The following is a 16,313-nucleotide window of genomic DNA, read 5'->3' on the forward strand; positions in this document are numbered from 1 at the left end:
CCAGGATCAAACTCTTCATTGATTTTCTAAATAGTCTGTCCTGTTTTTCGTAAATGGCGATACTTAAAGTATCGCTTAAATCTTCGGCTCGGTCATGCCCAAGCAAGCTTGGTCGCGACTCTCGCCTCTTGATTAATTGACTTCCAAGAAATTTTCTTGGGCCGTCACTAAGCACATCTCCGATTCCTTCAATCTTCCCGAAAGTCTCGCGGGCTTTCGCTTTTTCCTTCGTTCTCGGCTTTCGTTTCTTCGTTTCGGCCTCGTCTCTCAGGAACGGCGCCAATTATAGAATTTTCACGAACATTTGCAAGGGGTAATTGTGAAAAAAATTCACTTTTTTTCACTTTTTTCGATAAAAACGGGATGTATTCCGTCGGCACTACACATTATTCACATTCTGTAAACAGAAATCTTTTTGGCAGGGGGCGGAGGCCGGGGCGCCAAAACACGAAAAGCGACTGGATCCTTCGCTCTGCTCAGGATGATGGGGTAAAATTCAGGGTGACGAGAGTGAAAAATGGCAATTCCGGCATCCCGGAACTCGTCCGGGGCAGGCTCAGCCGGGGTGACATAAAGGAGTGACGAGACAGCAAATGCACAAAAAAAATCCCGGGAGCGGGTGCTTCCGGGACAACATATTCCAATAAATTTGTTCTTACACTGGACTAGTAGGTCTTTGCTTTGTCTGCAGCCAACTGGTCAGGATCGCAGTATTCATGCTGTTCGTTGGGGGTGCTGCTGCAGGCGTCCGTGGTGATAAATTCACCGCCCTTATATTTGGACCAGTCGGACTGGAACAAAATCTTGGTTTCAATAGAAGTGCTAATGGTCGTAGAGTACTTGTCGATCAAGTACTGCGGGCACTCCACCTCTTCCCACTGATAGGTCGGATTGTCGGCAGCCATAAACCAGTCGGCAAACCAGTGACAGCCACGGAGCAAGTTCGGATAGTTGGAGTCACCAAAGGCCGCGTCGCACATGTCCTTGACGCAACTCTGGTAGCATTCCAGCGTTCCATCATAACCGCACTTTTCTCCATTCTGGCAATATGTCAAGAAGCCGCCGTAGGTAGCACCCCATTCAATGCCAGGCTTGGTAATTTGAAGCTGCAATGCATTGAAGATGCCCGGTCCGCCGCCCGGAACCATAAGGTCGAACTGGCCAGGTTTCACATCGTGACCGATGTTGGAAGCCATCACGATGATATGCTTACCCTTAAGAGCCTTGTGGGTCCCCTTGGGAGCATTATTGCCATCGGCATCCTTAAAGCTACCGTCATACTGCAAATGGAAGCACTTGCCACACGAAGTTGTCGCATCGCTACCAGCAACGAAAGCATATGCCAAAGTATCATTCACAGCTACAGGGGCCATGTCGGTACAAGTGAAGCCGCCACCAGATGCAGGATCTGCTTCCTGGCATGCGTTTGGTGTATTCTGGATACCGATCCAGTAGCGTTCCAAGCCCTTGCTGTAGGTGAACGTCGGAATTTCAATGTCGTTGATATTGCAGACGCGTGCCGTATAATGGCTAGCCGCGTATTCTTCCTGAGTATTGATCTTGGGCTTGCCTTCGGCGCCATCGGTACTCGTCTGGGAGCAGTGAGCCTTACAGGCGTCCCAATAGCGGGTATTCCAGCCACTAGTGCCATTGCCAAGAATATTCTTGAGCGTTGGCACAGGGTACAACTTAATGTCTTCTTCGGGATTGCCAACAGTCTTGACAGGCCCATTGCTGCTAGAGCTTTCAACAGCAGAAGAACCCGGAGTTGCGCTAGATGTCGGATTTACAGACGAACTAGACTGAGACGGATTAACGACGCTGGAGCTAGAACCCGGAACCGGAGCAACCACGCTAGAACTCGAAAGCGGATTCGACGGAACAACACTAGAAGAACTGGAAAGCGGATTAGAACCACTAGAGCCTGGGTTCGGAGCAATTGCGCTAGAACTGCTAGAAGTACCCGGGTAACCCGAATCGCTCGATGTCGGAGCCGCAATCGGAGATGATGCGGTAACGGGGTCATCAGAGCAGGCGCTGAACATTGAAAAAGCACCTGCAGCCAATAAAGAACTCAGTAAAAGTTTTTTCATATTTTTCCTTTTCACACCTCGTCAAAAATTAGATTTTATTCCAACAAAAGGCACGAAAAAAAGTTTTTTGAAAGCTGTTATGTGAGTTGGAACAAAAAAAGGCCGCACTTGCGTGCAAGCCTTTTGGTTATTAGCTATTAGCCAATAGTCATCAGCCTTAGTTAGGCGCCAAAGGCGCGATTATTTAAACCAATAACCAATGACCAACTACTAATGACTAGTCGCGGAACTTCACCTGCTTGGTGCCGGCGACGACTTCACCGATCTGCGTCCACTTTTCACCCTTAGCTTCGAGGTGAGCGACGACTTCAGCCTTGTCAGCCGGGTCGATGAAGATAAGCATGCCCATGCCCATGTTGAACGTGGAGTACATTTCGTCCTTTTCAACAGAGCCAGCCTGCTGGATGAGCTTGAAGATCATCGGAGGATCCCACGTGGTGCGGTCGATAATCACGTCAACGTTGTCCGGAAGGATACGCGGGATGTTGCCCTGGTAGCCCGAACCGGTGATGTGAGCAAGGCCCTGAATCTTCTTCTTGTTGCAGAGGTCGATGAGGCTCGGATAGTAGCTGCGGTGCGGAGTTGCAAGAGCTTCGCCGATGGACTTGTCCATGCCGTCAACCATAGTGTCGACCTTGTAGCCAGCCACGTCAAAGAGAACCTTACGAGCAAGAGAATAGCCGTTTGTATGAAGACCCGTGGACGGGAGACCGAGGATGATCGTACCCGGCTTGATCTTCTTCCCGTCGATGATGTTTTCGCGTTCCACGACACCCACGATCGTACCGGAGATATCGTAGTCACCCGGACCGTAGAAGCCCGGCATTTCAGCAGTTTCGCCACCGATCAAAACGAGGTCGTTTTCGCGGCAAGCCTTAGCCATACCAGCAACGAGCTTGTCCATGACACCCGGTTCCAAACGGCCCGTAGCCACGTAGTCGAGGAAGAACAGCGGACGTGCGCCCTGAACGAGGATATCGTCACAGCAGTGGTTCACGATGTCCTGGCCCGGCAATTCATGCGTGCCCATTTCGATATCGACCTTGAGCTTGGTGCCCACGCCGTCGACGGAGCTCACGAGGACAGGGTCCTTCATGCCGAGGTGGTTCAGCGTGAACAGGCCACCGAAGTTGCCCACGTCGCCGAGAACGCCCTGGTTGAATGTGGTACGGACGGACTTCTTGACACCGACCATTGCCTCATCGGCACGTGCCAAGGAAACTCCTGCGTCTGCGTAATTCATCTTTTTTCCTTTGCCCTACGAGCGGGCAGCGATTTGGCCCTATTTACGGGCACTTTGTTTTTCATCAATATTTCTGAGCGCATCAAGGATGAGGCTTGTGGTATCCGACATCTGGTTGATGTTTATAACGTCGGGCATCACATGCGTATCCAGCTTGAACAATGTCTCGTCACCCCAGGAAAGCATCTTTTCGAGTGCATCCGGACCTGCAAGCTTGCCGCACTTGGCACAGCAGATTCGGCCGTCCTGGAAAGCGATAAAGCCCGATTCACCGGAGCATTCGCAAATGACCGTTCCAGTAATGCGGCTCTTTTCCATCGTCTGCGCAAAATCAATAAACGGGAGAACCTTCGCCGAAGCCAAAAGCGACAAGCGTTCGAATTCATCAAGCGCCTGGTTCTTTGCACGGAGACGATCCGCCATCACCTTGTAAAGGTAAAGCAAGGCACTCGGATTTTTATCCAGGAACTTCAGGAATTCCGCCTTCGGAATGTGAAGCACCGTGCAGCCGTCTTCGGCGGCAATAATCGTATTGGCGGTAGGTTCGCCACACAGGATAGACATTTCGCCAAAACAGGAGCCGCTTTCCAAAGTCGCAAGCGCGCTGTAATGGCCATCGGACAGAATCTGGCCGCAAATGACAACGCGTCCGCTCTGCAAGACGCAGAAGCAGTCGCCTTCGACTCCGCCCTGGAGGATGATTTCGCCAGCATCGTATTCGCGAATCTGCGAATTTAAAAGCAGATAGTCCGCATATTCCCTGGGCACCTGTTGCAAGAACGGTACACCGAGGTCATACTGAGCAGAAATCCAATCTCCAATACCTGTGTGTGACATCATACGCTAAAAATTATAGATATTTCTGTACCATTTGTAACTGGTGTCAATCGAATTTAACCTCGGAACGGAGCCTTTTATGCATTTTGTAAGATTCCAGAGGAGTTCCGCCGGTCGCGTGATGGCTCCTTCGTAAAAATCATTACCTGCCCCGGGGCCCTTAAGCCCATCATTCTGGAAAACTAGCTTATCCCTGAATGCCTTGATATTTTTCACGCGAGGCTCCAGCGAGAGAATTTCATCGACAGTACCAAACGCAGACGGATTCACCCACATGTCCACGCTATCGGCAAGCGCATAGACTTCTTCGAAAGAGAACGTGAGTTCACGTGAAGTATCGGAAGCCCACACATAGCAGCCTCCCGCATCGCGAACCAAGTTTGCCGTAAAGCTTTTACCGCCAGAAGCATGCCACACACCGCCATAAGACATGCCAGCGAGAACTCTAGGGCAATGTTCAGACGAATGACGAGAGACGAGAGACGAGAGGGAGTCTGTAGAAGCAATCAAAGCCTTTAGCGTTTCGTATTTTGTCTTCTCTTGTTTGTAAATTGAATCGGCAAGCGGGCGAACGCCGAACAGGATTCCGTACAACTTAATCCATTCCAGCTTTGCAAGCGGAGTATTTTCCTGCCACTCGGACGTAAGCATCAACGGAAGATTCGTGCGTGCAATTTGTTCGTAGTTATCGTAATCACCGCCTGTAGTAAAGTCAAGCACCAAGTCCAGATTCAGCGCCATCAGCTTTTCCAAGGCGCCCGCATCGTAACCGATACTCGCTACAGATTTATTCTTTGCACGTTCATACAAAATGCTATCCACGATGTACTGCCCGTCCGATACACCGACAATCTTGTCGCGAAGCCCAAGCCTAAGCATATACCCCACCTGCGAAGTCGAAAGAGCTGCCACACGATTGAGCGGCACACGCAACACCACTGCCGAGAGCCAATCTTCCGGGAACCCACGCCTGCGAAGATCCATTCCGAGAGTTGCGGCAGCAGAATCCATCATCACGTACTTGTGGACGAGCGTATCCTTGCCGACCACGGAACGCACAACAGCGACATCCACCCCGCACAGTTTACCAATCGAGAAATAGTCGCTCTCGACCGATTCGAATTGAACCGATTCGCTGCACTTTTCCACCGACGTTTTCGCCTGCAAATCCTTCGGTTCTTCACGGCACCCAGTCAGGAATACCCCACCAACCAAGGCGCCAACCCACAAAAGCGATAGCAAACCCGAACGCGAAACACAAGGCAAACATTCCGAAAAACTAAACCGCAACCCATGGAACGAATGGCAAAACAGGCTTAATTTCTTGATTTTCAACAATCTATCGTAAAATTTCATGCACAAAACCGGAAGATAATGTATTTTATTGTTTGACTTAATATCTCTTTTTTGAGATTCCTATTAGGAGAGAGCCTTTATGAAGACAAAAATAGCCTCTTTGTGCTTGGCCGCGGTATTTAGCATTCTTGCATTTGCCAGTAATTCCTCCGCTGCCGAAGAAGGATTTTACGACAAGGACCACATCCGCGGATTCATTTCTTTTGGCGGTGATTTCCGTGGCATGTTCTCCGGATTCCACGACTACGTGAACACAGTCCCCTTTGCAGTTGGCGGCCTCAAGTACAAGAGCGGTTCCGACACTTCCCTTTACTACGGTTCCGCAAAATACAGCAAGTTCAACAAGTACTACCCCAACCTCCACTTCAATATCGGTGCGCAGTACAAGCAGTTCCTCACATGGTTCAGCATCAACTTCGCCATCACGCAGATATCCGAAAGACCGAGATCCACAGTTACCGCATACGCTATGGACTCCACGGGTGTCCCCACCGGCAGCACAGCATCATTCCCCCTCTACGACGCACGCTGGTTTAACTATGGTGCCGACTGGATGTTCGGCTGGAAACTTCTCGGCGAAGACGCGTTCTTCAACTTGATCCCTGCTGTAGGTATCGGCTTCAACATGATGAACATCCACTTTACCTCTAACTACGTTGTCACGAGCGAAAGTAACAAGTCCCAAACTCTCATGCGCGACCGCTACTACAGCACCATGGCCGCCACATTCAACTCCGAACTCGAAGCCCGCCTCCAGTTCGAACAGTTCTCCATCGGCCTCTATGGCGGTTACCGCGCCGTACGCTACAATGAACTTGACGTCGAAGGTGAAAAGCTCGATACGCACAGCTTCAACACTGACAACGATGGCGATACCTGGTTCGTGGGTCTCCGCATAGGCTGGACATTCTTAAGTCCCTGGACCAAGAAACAGCTGGACAAAATCTAAGATTCAATTAGTTTATGCTAACCGAGCCTCGCTAACGCGGGGCTTTTTTCATACCTGCAATTGCTCTTGCATTCAGGTTCCGGATTGTCCAGAGAAGCCATGATTTCTTGCAAGTACGTATTCCACACATTCGTCCTCTTTGATGAATGCATGCCATATGGCAGCATGAATAGATTTTTCGCGGCACTACGCTTAGGAGGGTATTTTTCGGCGACCTCCTCCATGGCGACATAATAACCGCTCAACTCGCGTAGGCATGAATCCGTCCTCCAGAACACTTTGGTATTCCCTCTCTCATAATCGAAATTCCACCCCAAAAGAAGCATAGGAACCCCCACCCTCTTGAGCCGTTCCGGCAATGATGAATACTGCCCCTGCGTACTCAACAAAACGAGAACATCAATCTTGCGGTAATACGCATAAAGATATGCGTCCTCGACAAGCTGCATGTTCGGCCCCAGCTTTTTTGCATCTGCAGAGGCATTGTAATGCACCTCGAACCCGGCGAGCATGAGCTGCTTTTCCAGACGGTCCAAACCGTTCTCCTCCGTCGGTTCGGCAACGTCAAAACTCCTCTCGTACGGATGGTAATAATGCGACTCCAGTTCGACGATGCACCCTTCACGGCCAAACAGCCTCATCACGTAATCCCTCACCCAGCCCTTGAGTTCTCTAAAATCCAGGCGGGAATGGAACTTGTGGTACTTGAGATAATACTCGTTGACCTTCTTAAGCGTATAACCGTCCAAAAAGAAGCCAACCCGCAAAACGGACAACTTGCTCGGCATAAAAAACCTCCTGATGTGTTAATGAGCTTCTACTTTATTAACACGCTTTTTTGCCGAATTTATTTCGATATTTTTTTGATAATTTTTAGAAACAATACGGGATATGGCTAAAAACTAAATCAGCTTGCGATCGGTAAGGTCGTCGATGAGCGAACCGGGCATCCACTTTTTCATTTTCTGATAGTCCGGATCATTGAGCTTTTTGCGCTGTTCTGCCGACTTCGCATTATCACCGGCATCGTGATAGATGCGGATGAGGTTCAAGATAGAACACCAATAGCGAATGGACTTGCCTGTGCGCTCGAGGTAATCGGCGGCGCTCTTTTCGTAAATAGCGGCGGCTTCGTCGTAGCGTTCGAGCCTGTAAAGCATATCGGCCTTGATCTGGAGCATCACCGGATGATTCGGGGCCTTCTTGAGGCCGCGTTCAGCAAGCGAAAGGCCCGTCTTGTAGTCCTTGCGGTCGTAGTGCATCCAGATGAGCGGCGTCAGGAACAACGGCCAGAAACGTGTCGAACGCAGGGAGCCGGAATCAAGAATCTTGAGGTAAGCCTCGCGATTGTCGGACTTGAACGGAAGCCAGCCAAAGCTGTTATCGACATAGTACGCGTAAATCGCATAGAAGGCCTTGGATTCATAATCCTTGGCATCTTCGAACTGGCTTGCGGCCGAGCGAGTCTGCATGGCGCCCTTAACGGAGTGGCCCGTCTCGGTAAGCACGTAGCCAATCTCGAAATTGCGGAGCGCATCCCACAGACCTTCGGTCTTGCAGGTTTCAAGATTCTTGGCGGCGACCTTGAGCGATGTCGTATCGCCCTTGTCGTCGTACATGCTCACGCGGATGATGTTCTGGAACACGCAGCCGACACCGTCGTTTTCGAGGCGAAGCTTGCGGGCCAAATTGAAAGCTTCAACGTAATTGAGTTCCATCGTCTTTTGCGTCACCTGTTCGGCAAGTGCATTTTGCGCCGGAGAAAGTGCAAAAGAAAGTTCGTCGGCAAACGAAATGCCGGCAACCATTAAAAGCGGTGCGATGATTCTCGAAAACATTATAAGCGCAATTTAGAAACTTTTGTTTCGCCATACCACCTTCCATTTTGGAATATGGCAGAGCTTGTTTGCGGAGCAAAAAAAATGTATAAATACAATAGATGTTAATAAGAAATAAACATCTTATTAACAGTCTGTCAAGAAAAATGTAGCTAAGTGGTTATCAGAAGAAGACTTACAAGAATTCATCCAGGTGCCACAACAACTCTTTTCTATGGAGGCCACCATGAAGATGCTCCACAAAACACAGACCGCAGCACTCTACTACCTGCTCCACACGGGATTCCAGGCATTCAAGGCTCGCATCAAAGACGAGCTGACCTCCACCAGCGGCGTCAATCTAGAAGACATCATGGACGACTCTAACCTTTACACCTATTACCAGCAAGGTGAATCGGCAGATTTCGTAGCGGCATGCATCGCCGCAAATAGCTAACCTTACGGAGCTATATTATGTGATAGCCGCAGTAGCGGCAGAAACAAAAGGACCCTGTGGCAAAGCCGCAGGGTTCTTTTTTAAAGCTTGTGCAACTACTAGACTTAACTGGATCCTTCGCATTCGCTCAGGATGACGAGTGCAAATCAAGACTTGACTGGGTCCTTCGGGCTTTGCCCTCAGGACGACGAGTGCGTTACTTCTTTTTCTTGGACTTGGCGGATTCTTTTGCCTTGTCCTGGCGTTCGCAGGTCGTCACGACTTCGAACTTGCCCTTGTTCACCGTAATAATCTTCGTATTGGCATTTGCACCGCGACGGAACTGGATGTCACCGTAAATGCCCTTGAAGTCCTTGGTCGCATTGATGTAATGCGTCATGTCATCGTCTTTGCCCGTCACAGCGGCAAGCGAAGTAAAGATGATGTTTGCGGCATCGTAGCTGAGACCGCTTACCTTGTCTTCACCCGGTTCCACGCCCCAGCGAGCCGTGAAGTCCTTCACGAAGTTCGTGTAAGCCGTGTTGCCCTTGTTCATGTCGATGCTCGGAACGCTGAAGTAAGAACCTTCGACAAGGCGCTTGCCCTGAATCAAAAGTTCACGACCATACCAGCCGGATGTTCCGAGATATGTGCCGGAAACCTTGTTGAATGCGGCCTGGCTCACCATGGCACCTGCATCTGCCGGATTTGTTGCCGGAATGAAGAGGCCCGGGAATTCAACGGTAGAGTCGGCGAGGTAAAGCTTGCGGTCACGCGGATTCACAGAGTTCAGATCATTCACGCCCTTAGCGATATTGCGACGGCGGTTTTCCTGATTGAAGCGGACATCGCGCATGAGGTTGAATTCCGTCTTGTAGTCCGGACGGCCTTCTTCGTAATTGCGGAAGCCGACAACATCACCACCACGACGTTCAACAGCACGGGTAAAGCTTTCGGACATGGCCGTACCGAAATCGCCGAGCGGGCTCATCACGCCAAATTCGCGGATGTCGAGGCACTTGATAGCGAAGTCCGCAATCGTCTGGGCGAGGATGTCCATGGTGAGGTTCACCTGGAAGATGTTCGGGCCAAGCTTTGCGATGCCAGCATCCGTTGCAGTCGGAGTAAGCATCGGCACATGCTGGAAGTTTGCACCAAGCCAAGCGGCGACAGCCGTTGCCGGAGCACTCATGATAGGACCAATAATAGCGATAATGCTGTCCTGGTTCACAGCGCGTTGCGTACGCATAAGAGCGATAGCGGCATCGGCGTGCGTGTCCTGGAAGATTATGTTCACCTTGCCCTTGAGGTTTGCCTGTTCGTAAGCGAGGAGAGAACCCTGCACAGCGGCGGCACCGAATTCGGCAAAATCGCCGGAAAGCGGAGCAAGCACGAGCACAGTCGGAAGACCGGCGCCGAGACCTTCAAGAGCGCTGATGCCCTTCTTGGCGGTCTTCTGCAAATTCTCGGAAGAAGTCGTCTTGAGGACCTTCTTGTACCAGTATCTAGCAGCGCGGTAACGCTTGGCGTTCTGGCATTCGCGACCAAGCTGGAGCTGCATCCAACCCATCACTTCGCGATCAACGGGATACTTTTCAAGCAAAGCCTGAAGCTGGTCTGCCGTAAGGAGGGATGCGGCCAAAGTCTGAATGGCGACATCTTTAGCACGAGACCTTGCAGCCGGGTTGGTCGAATAAGAAAGCACGCGGAGCATGGCTTCGACACCATCGAACACGGAGCCCTTTTCGACATCAATAACAGCGCGGGCAAGCTCCATTCGTTCGCGGTAGGCGGACTTCACATGGTATTCCAGGAAGCGGGATGCCACGTCGTAAGCATCATCCTTTTTGCCTGTACGCAAATAACATTCGGCAAGCATCACGGAAGCCTTTTCGCCTTCAATCTTGCGGAACGAGGAGCTGTAAATCTTTTGCAGCGGTGCAATTGCATCCGAGCAGCGACCGTTCTTGACCACAGACTTTACGCGTTCAACATCATCCTGCGCAAAAACAGAGGTGGAGAGGACTGCTGCTAAAAATAAAGGAAACAAGCGATTCATAATTAAACCTCGCCGGTCTTACTGGAAGCTATCGGCGGCCTCCTGAACGACTGAATGTTCTTTCTTGATTTGCTTTTGAAGAGATTCGGGGAGCTTCGACCAGTCAACGATATCAACACGGAAAGGAAGTCCGCTTTCGACAAATGCCTTTTCCACCGAAGTCATATCATCGAGAGAAATAGGGGAGTCCGAAATGACAGCCAATTCCAAATCCGTATCCGGGGTCAAATCCACACCCGTGACACGTGTTCCGTACGCCCAAACTTCGAACCCCTCAAAATGGAGTCCAAGAATCCTTTGCACGGTTTCTAACTGATCCGATTCTAAACAAAGAGTCATAGTTCGCTAAAATATAGTTAATGTATTTTGACACTGACTGCCATTACAGTCTGTCGGGTACAAAACGGAGGAACCAGACTTCGGTATCGCTACCGATACGGACAGGGGGGCCCCAGGAATCGACACCGCTAGAAACAAGCCACTTGACCTGATCCAGTTCGCCAATTCCATAAGCAAGGCGCCAAACCCAATTGATAATGAGCGTTCCCGGGAAGAACTGGCCATTATGCGTGTGTCCGGACATGGCAAAGTCGGGACGGCGGCCAGGGTGGTCTTCTTCGATTCCGCGTGGCTGGTGATCGAGGAGAAGCCAGGGGAGCTTCGATTCTTCGACTGTAGGGCGCAAGCCAAAGAGCGGCTTTCGCTCGATATCGCGAATCTTGGCAACGTTGTGGTCTATACGGCCGGTAATGCAGGCAAACGGCGTGCAGACGGTGGAGTCTTCCAGCACGACGAAACCGTTATTCTGCATCCATTTTTTAAAGTCGCTGCCTTCACGTTCGAGGAACCCTTCGTGATTCCCGTCGATGGCAATCGCAGCCATCCTGGCGGTCGCGGCAAGCTTTTGCACCAGGAAGTCGTACTCCCAGGCAGAAAGTGTCGAATCCACGACATCCGAGAAGTCACCGCCAAAAAGCACCAGGTCCGGGTGGAGGCTATCGCTTACATGCACAATGCGTTCCATCTTTTCGCGCTTGAAAAGCGGATCGATGTGGAGGTCGCTAAAGAAGAACGCCGTAAATTCCTTTTCTGTCGGGACGGCAATCTTGAACTCGCGAACATGGAAATTGTCGTTTGCACCTGTGCCTGCAATGCGGAAGATGACCGTCAAGAGAACGGAAACAAAGAACAAAAGTCTCGCCACCGAAATGGCGACGCGTTGATCGAGCGGCTTCTTGACGACAGCGCGACGGATGCCACGAGCAATCCACCAAAGGATATAGAGGAAAAGTGCCTCGCTAAGCCAGACCGCAAAAAACGACATGCCAAGCGATGCAAAATAAGTTGTTCTAAACAAGAAACAGAGGGGGAGGAGGATTACCGAAATACCGGCAATGACGCTCCCTTTGATTCCGGGCGCCACCATTCTCACGTTAAAGAACAGGAAGAATACGCCAAAGATGAGTATGAAGAAAAAGATCATTTCAGTTTCGCTTTAATAAGTGAAAGGACATCGCTGTGTACTTCGTCGGGAGTGCGGTCTGCATCGACAACACTCACGCAATCGCTATAATCGCGGCCTGCAGCGAGGTAACCTTCGCGGACACGCTCGAAGAATTCAGCCTTTTCGCTTTCGAGGCGGTCAGGGGCGCCACCGCGAATAGCCATGCGCTTGCGGCTTGATTCGACGGTCAAGTCGAGAACTACAGTGAGTTCCGGGAAGCAGCCTCCACAAGTGAGTTCCGTAAGGCGCTGGACTTTATCAGCACCGAGCCCGCGGGCATAACCTTGGTAAGCAAATGTGCTCCATGCAAAACGGTCAGCGATGACGATGTTCCCTGCATCGAGTGCGGGTTTAATGATTTCGTGAATCACCTGGGCACGGGCGGCATTGTACAGCAAGAGTTCGGTATCGTCTGCCATGATGCCCTTGAAAGCGGGGTCAAGCAAGAGCTCGCGAATGCGTTCGGAAATTTTGGCGCCACCGGGTTCGCGCAGCCTCACGACCTTGTGGCCTTCGGATTCCAGCACGCGGACGAGCATGTCGATTTGTGTGGACTTTCCGGAACCATCAATGCCTTCGAGGCTAAAAAAATTCTTCGCAGTTTTCATAAGAACAAATATGCAAAAATTTTTTGGCTGAGCGCCAATGGCTTTTTCTTATTTCATAAAAGTACATCATGCGGGCGGGGCCCCAGCTCGGAGTTGACGCCTACGGCGTCAGCGGCTTCACTCGGTTATGCCGGTCTGCAAGCAGCCCGTCGCAACACTCGTTTTGCACGCTACTGCGAAGAATATACCTTGGCCGACGCTTTATTCTCTCGACGAATTCTTATTTATTCAAAACAAACTGAATATCTCGCTTTTTTTATGGATGTAAAAAAATCCTCGGCGGGGAAGCCGAGGATTTTTCAATTACGTTTTATGCGGGAGTGCTCGCGATTCTTGGAAGGAGATGCCCGATTAAATCGGGCATGACAATTCCGAATTACGAACTCTTAACTCCGAATTATTCAACGTCCTTGCCGTGGCACTTCTTGTACTTAAGGCCAGAACCGCACCAGCAGAGGTCATTGCGGCCGAGCTTTGCACCAGCCTGCTGCTGGGCACGCTTCACGGCGGCAGCAAGGGCGGCGTTAGCAGCAGCGGAGCGGTTCGGGCGAGTGCCCGGGAGTGCGCTCTGCGGCATCGGCTGTGCCTGCTGATCTTCAGAAAGGGCGTTCGTCTCGGACGAAGCAGCCTGACCGGCAAGACCTGCGGCCTTTGCGCCTTCGGCACTCAGCTGTTCGGAAGAACCTTCACTGGATCCTTCGCTTTGCTCAGGATGACTTTCTGCATTAGCATCGCCAGCGTTACCTGCGGCAGCGGCGGCTTCTTCAGCAGCCTTGCGTTCGGCATCGATCTGTTCCTGGCTCTTGAGCTGGAGCTGGTCCGGAGAAACCGTCACACCGTTCGGGAGCGTGATGCGGATGTTCAAAATGCGGAGAGCCGTAAGCGTTGCAATCTTTTCCATGCAGCTTTCGAACATCTTGAAGCCGTCGTTCTTGTAGACCATCAGCGGATCCTTCTGGGCGTATCCGTGGAAGCGGATAGCATCCTTCAGCTGGTCCATAGCATACAAGTGTTCCTTCCACACCTGGTCAATCGTCATGAGGAGGAAGCGGCGTTCGATATTGCGGAAGTCGGCATCCGGAATAATCTTCGTGAGCTTGTCGTAACGCACCTTGCAAAGGTCGATGATTTCATCGAGCACCTGTTCCGGCGTCTTCGAAACAGCATCTTCAAGCGTAAGGCTGTATTCCATGCCGAGCGTGCGCTGCAAGTCTTCGTGCAAGCCTTCGAGGTTCCACTGTTCCGCATAGCTCTTTGCCGGGATGTAGTTAGAAACCTTGATATCGCAAGCGTCTTCGATGCGGTTCATGATTTCGTCACGGATATCTTCACCGTTCAAGATGCGGCGGCGCAGTCCGTAAATCACCTTGCGCTGTTCGTTCATCACGTTATCGTAGTCGAGCAAGTGCTTACGGATATCGAAGCTCTGGCTTTCGACGCGGCGCTGAGCACCACGGATGGAGCGGGAAACGATCGGGTGAGTAATCACTTCGTCTTCGCCCACGCCAAAACGGTTCATGAGGTTCTTGACGTTGTCGCCACCGAAGATACGCATCAGGTTATCATCGAGGGAGAGGAAGTACTGGCTAGAACCCGGGTCGCCCTGACGACCGGAACGACCGCGCAACTGGTTATCAATACGGCGAGATTCATGGCGTTCCGTACCGAGCACATGCAAACCGCCGAGTTCAGTCACTCCCGGTCCAAGAGCAATGTCAGTACCACGACCAGCCATGTTCGTTGCAATCGTCACCTTATCCTTGTAGCCGGCGTACTGGATGATTTCAGCTTCGCGGCCATGGTTCTTGGCGTTCAAGACTTCGTGCGGGATGCCTTCCTTTTCGAGCATGCCGTGGAGGATTTCGGACTTTTCAATGGAAGCCGTACCCACGAGGAGCGGCTGGCCCTTCGCATGGCGTTCCTTGATTTCTGCAACAATGGCGCGCCACTTGGCATCTTCGGACTTATAAACGAGGTCCTGCAAGTCCTTACGGATGCACGGCTTGTTTGTCGGAATGACCCACGTGTTCATGTTGTAAATCTTGATGAATTCCGTTGCTTCGGTTTCAGCCGTACCAGTCATACCGGAGAGCTTCTTGTACATACGGAAGTAGTTCTGGAACGTAATCGTCGCAAGCGTCTGGTTTTCGCGACGGATCTGCACGTTTTCCTTGGCTTCGATGGCCTGGTGGATACCGTTGGAGTAGCGGCGGCCTTCCATCAAGCGGCCCGTATTTTCGTCGACGATGATAATTTCACCGTCACGGACGATATAGTCGACATCCTTTTCGAAGAGGTACCAAGCGCGGAGAGCGTTATCGAGGAAGTGAACCCAGTCGGCATGTTCGCCATAGAGGTTCGTAATGTGCATCAAGTCCTGGATGTGGAGCACGCCCTTTTCGGTAAACTGGATGTTCTTGTCCTTTTCGTCGACAGAGAAGTCCTTATTACGGACGAGCTGCTTTGCAATTTCGTTTGCCTTTGCATACTTTTCGGTAGCGTCTTCGGCAGGACCACTGATGATGAGCGGCGTACGGGCTTCGTCGATCAAGATGGAGTCCACTTCGTCAACGATACAGAAGTTGAGTTCACGCTGCACGAGCTGGTTCGGTTCAACAGCCATGTTGTCGCGGAGGTAGTCGAAACCGAATTCGTTGTTGGTACCGTAAGTCACGTCGGAGTTGTAGCTTTGACGGCGCTGTTCAGCATCAAGGCCATTCACAATAAGACCAACCGTAAGGCCGAGGAACTTGTAGACCAAGCCCATCTGCTTAGCGTCACGGCCAGCGAGGTAATCGTTCACCGTCACCACATGCACGCCGTGGCCAGAAAGACCGTTCAAGTAAACCGGGAGAGCAGCGGCAAGCGTCTTACCTTCACCGGTAGCCATTTCAGCGATGGCACCTTCGTGGAGCACGAGGCCACCGATCATCTGCACGTCGAAAGGCAACATACGGAACGGCTTCACAGAATCCGGATAGAGTTCGCGAACCTTAGCGTAGAGGGCAGCCGGGAGGTAGACTTCCCATTCGTTCTTTCCGCTTTCGAGTTCTGCCTTAGCCTTGTTCACGGCTTCCTGGAGTTCCGGGCCGAGGCGGCTAAAGTCAAAGCCAAATTCCGGCTTGAAGATGTTGAAGATACCGAGACGGCGGTCGCAAGCTTCGCGGCATACGGCAAAGGCATCAACCTTGATATCGTCGAGGGTAGCTCCATTATTCAGTTTTTCGCGGAATTCGGCGCTCTTTGCAGCAAGTTCCGCGTCATCAAGCGTTGCGAGAGCCTTGCAGGCTTCGTGAATCTTTGCAATCACCGGGCGGAGCTGTTTCACCTTACGTTCATGAGGTGTACCAAAAATCTTATGGAGTACTGTATCTACAATGCTCATGGTTGTCCTTGATTAAAAATTAAACG

Annotated in this window: 14 protein-coding genes; 2 read left to right on the plus strand and 12 right to left on the minus strand. The window is 51.3% G+C overall.

What is annotated here, in order from left to right:
* The 5 genes from B7991_RS15020 to B7991_RS14440 all read right to left on the minus strand — a co-directional run.
* A partial coding sequence (locus B7991_RS15020) for a hypothetical protein (RefSeq protein ID WP_217898071.1) occupies positions 1 to 283 on the minus strand: 283 nt, incomplete at its 3' end.
* Positions 284 to 665: 382 nt separating this feature from the next.
* On the minus strand, positions 666 to 2,093 hold the full coding sequence (locus B7991_RS14425) for a glycosyl hydrolase family 5 (RefSeq protein ID WP_088631460.1): 1,428 nt from the start codon (positions 2,091 to 2,093) through the stop codon (positions 666 to 668).
* A gap of 217 nt (positions 2,094 to 2,310) precedes the next feature.
* Entirely contained in the window at positions 2,311 to 3,336 is a 1,026-nt protein-coding gene (gene purM / locus B7991_RS14430; protein ID WP_014546161.1) for a phosphoribosylformylglycinamidine cyclo-ligase, read from the minus strand.
* A 39-nt stretch (positions 3,337 to 3,375) separates the two neighbouring features.
* Positions 3,376 to 4,176 (minus strand): cyclic nucleotide-binding domain-containing protein, encoded by an 801-nt coding sequence (locus tag B7991_RS14435; RefSeq protein ID WP_088631461.1) that lies wholly within the window; start codon positions 4,174 to 4,176, stop codon positions 3,376 to 3,378.
* 3 nt (positions 4,177 to 4,179) lie between these two features.
* Entirely contained in the window at positions 4,180 to 5,415 is a 1,236-nt protein-coding gene (locus B7991_RS14440; RefSeq protein WP_254918003.1) for an ABC transporter substrate-binding protein, read from the minus strand.
* Positions 5,416 to 5,608: 193 nt separating this feature from the next.
* Between B7991_RS14440 and B7991_RS14445 the strand changes: the two genes are divergently transcribed.
* Entirely contained in the window at positions 5,609 to 6,478 is an 870-nt protein-coding gene (locus B7991_RS14445) for a hypothetical protein (protein ID WP_088631463.1), read from the plus strand.
* Positions 6,479 to 6,495: 17 nt separating this feature from the next.
* Here B7991_RS14445 and B7991_RS14450 read toward each other — a convergent pair whose 3' ends face one another.
* Both B7991_RS14450 and B7991_RS14455 read right to left on the minus strand, forming a co-directional pair.
* Positions 6,496 to 7,266: a hypothetical protein gene (locus tag B7991_RS14450; RefSeq protein WP_088631464.1), complete on the minus strand. Its 771-nt coding sequence runs from the start codon at positions 7,264 to 7,266 to the stop codon at positions 6,496 to 6,498.
* A gap of 114 nt (positions 7,267 to 7,380) precedes the next feature.
* Complete coding sequence (locus B7991_RS14455) at positions 7,381 to 8,316, minus strand: M48 family metallopeptidase (RefSeq protein ID WP_235003068.1); 936 nt, start codon at positions 8,314 to 8,316, stop codon at positions 7,381 to 7,383.
* A gap of 226 nt (positions 8,317 to 8,542) precedes the next feature.
* On the opposite strand from B7991_RS14455, the gene B7991_RS14460 reads away from it, so the two are divergent.
* Positions 8,543 to 8,752, plus strand: a complete 210-nt coding sequence (locus B7991_RS14460) for a hypothetical protein (RefSeq protein ID WP_235003069.1) — start codon at positions 8,543 to 8,545, stop codon at positions 8,750 to 8,752.
* A gap of 196 nt (positions 8,753 to 8,948) precedes the next feature.
* Here B7991_RS14460 and B7991_RS14465 read toward each other — a convergent pair whose 3' ends face one another.
* The 5 genes from B7991_RS14465 to secA all read right to left on the minus strand — a co-directional run bounded on the left by B7991_RS14465 (position 8,949) and on the right by secA (position 16,287).
* Positions 8,949 to 10,790 carry a penicillin-binding protein activator gene (locus tag B7991_RS14465; protein WP_088631466.1) on the minus strand — a complete coding sequence of 614 codons (1,842 nt, stop codon included), beginning with the start codon at positions 10,788 to 10,790 and terminating at the stop codon, positions 8,949 to 8,951.
* Positions 10,791 to 10,808: 18 nt separating this feature from the next.
* On the minus strand, positions 10,809 to 11,129 hold the full coding sequence (locus B7991_RS14470; protein WP_088631467.1) for a nucleotidyltransferase family protein: 321 nt from the start codon (positions 11,127 to 11,129) through the stop codon (positions 10,809 to 10,811).
* 43 nt (positions 11,130 to 11,172) lie between these two features.
* Complete coding sequence (locus B7991_RS14475; protein ID WP_088631468.1) at positions 11,173 to 12,273, minus strand: metallophosphoesterase; 1,101 nt, start codon at positions 12,271 to 12,273, stop codon at positions 11,173 to 11,175.
* A complete protein-coding gene (gene tmk / locus B7991_RS14480; protein ID WP_088631469.1) occupies positions 12,270 to 12,902 on the minus strand; it encodes a dTMP kinase in 633 nt (210 codons plus the stop codon). Before tmk ends, B7991_RS14475 begins: the two co-directional genes overlap by 4 nt.
* A 397-nt stretch (positions 12,903 to 13,299) precedes the next feature.
* Positions 13,300 to 16,287, minus strand: coding sequence for a preprotein translocase subunit SecA (gene secA, locus B7991_RS14485; protein ID WP_088631470.1), 2,988 nt, complete (start codon positions 16,285 to 16,287; stop codon positions 13,300 to 13,302).
* Positions 16,288 to 16,313: the final 26 nt, after the last annotated feature.

Source organism: Fibrobacter sp. UWB3 (assembly GCF_002210405.1).
In the GTDB taxonomy this organism is placed as follows: Bacteria; Fibrobacterota; Fibrobacteria; order Fibrobacterales; family Fibrobacteraceae; genus Fibrobacter.

Bases quoted from the DNA above. Each gene is read 5' to 3' on its own strand.
- B7991_RS14470 (WP_088631467.1), bottom strand. From the start codon at position 11,129: ATGACTCTTTGTTTAGAATCGGATCAGTTAGAAACCGTGCAAAGGATT.
- tmk (WP_088631469.1), bottom strand. From the start codon at position 12,902: ATGAAAACTGCGAAGAATTTTTTTAGCCTCGAAGGCATTGATGGTTCC.
- secA (WP_088631470.1), bottom strand. From the start codon at position 16,287: ATGAGCATTGTAGATACAGTACTCCATAAGATTTTTGGTACACCTCAT.
- B7991_RS14455 (WP_235003068.1), bottom strand. From the start codon at position 8,316: ATGTTTTCGAGAATCATCGCACCGCTTTTAATGGTTGCCGGCATTTCG.
- B7991_RS14425 (WP_088631460.1), bottom strand. From the start codon at position 2,093: ATGAAAAAACTTTTACTGAGTTCTTTATTGGCTGCAGGTGCTTTTTCA.
- B7991_RS14465 (WP_088631466.1), bottom strand. From the start codon at position 10,790: ATGAATCGCTTGTTTCCTTTATTTTTAGCAGCAGTCCTCTCCACCTCT.
- B7991_RS14445 (WP_088631463.1), top strand. From the start codon at position 5,609: ATGAAGACAAAAATAGCCTCTTTGTGCTTGGCCGCGGTATTTAGCATT.
- B7991_RS14435 (WP_088631461.1), bottom strand. From the start codon at position 4,176: ATGATGTCACACACAGGTATTGGAGATTGGATTTCTGCTCAGTATGAC.
- B7991_RS14450 (WP_088631464.1), bottom strand. From the start codon at position 7,266: ATGCCGAGCAAGTTGTCCGTTTTGCGGGTTGGCTTCTTTTTGGACGGT.
- B7991_RS14475 (WP_088631468.1), bottom strand. From the start codon at position 12,273: ATGATCTTTTTCTTCATACTCATCTTTGGCGTATTCTTCCTGTTCTTT.
- B7991_RS14460 (WP_235003069.1), top strand. From the start codon at position 8,543: ATGAAGATGCTCCACAAAACACAGACCGCAGCACTCTACTACCTGCTC.
- purM (WP_014546161.1), bottom strand. From the start codon at position 3,336: ATGAATTACGCAGACGCAGGAGTTTCCTTGGCACGTGCCGATGAGGCA.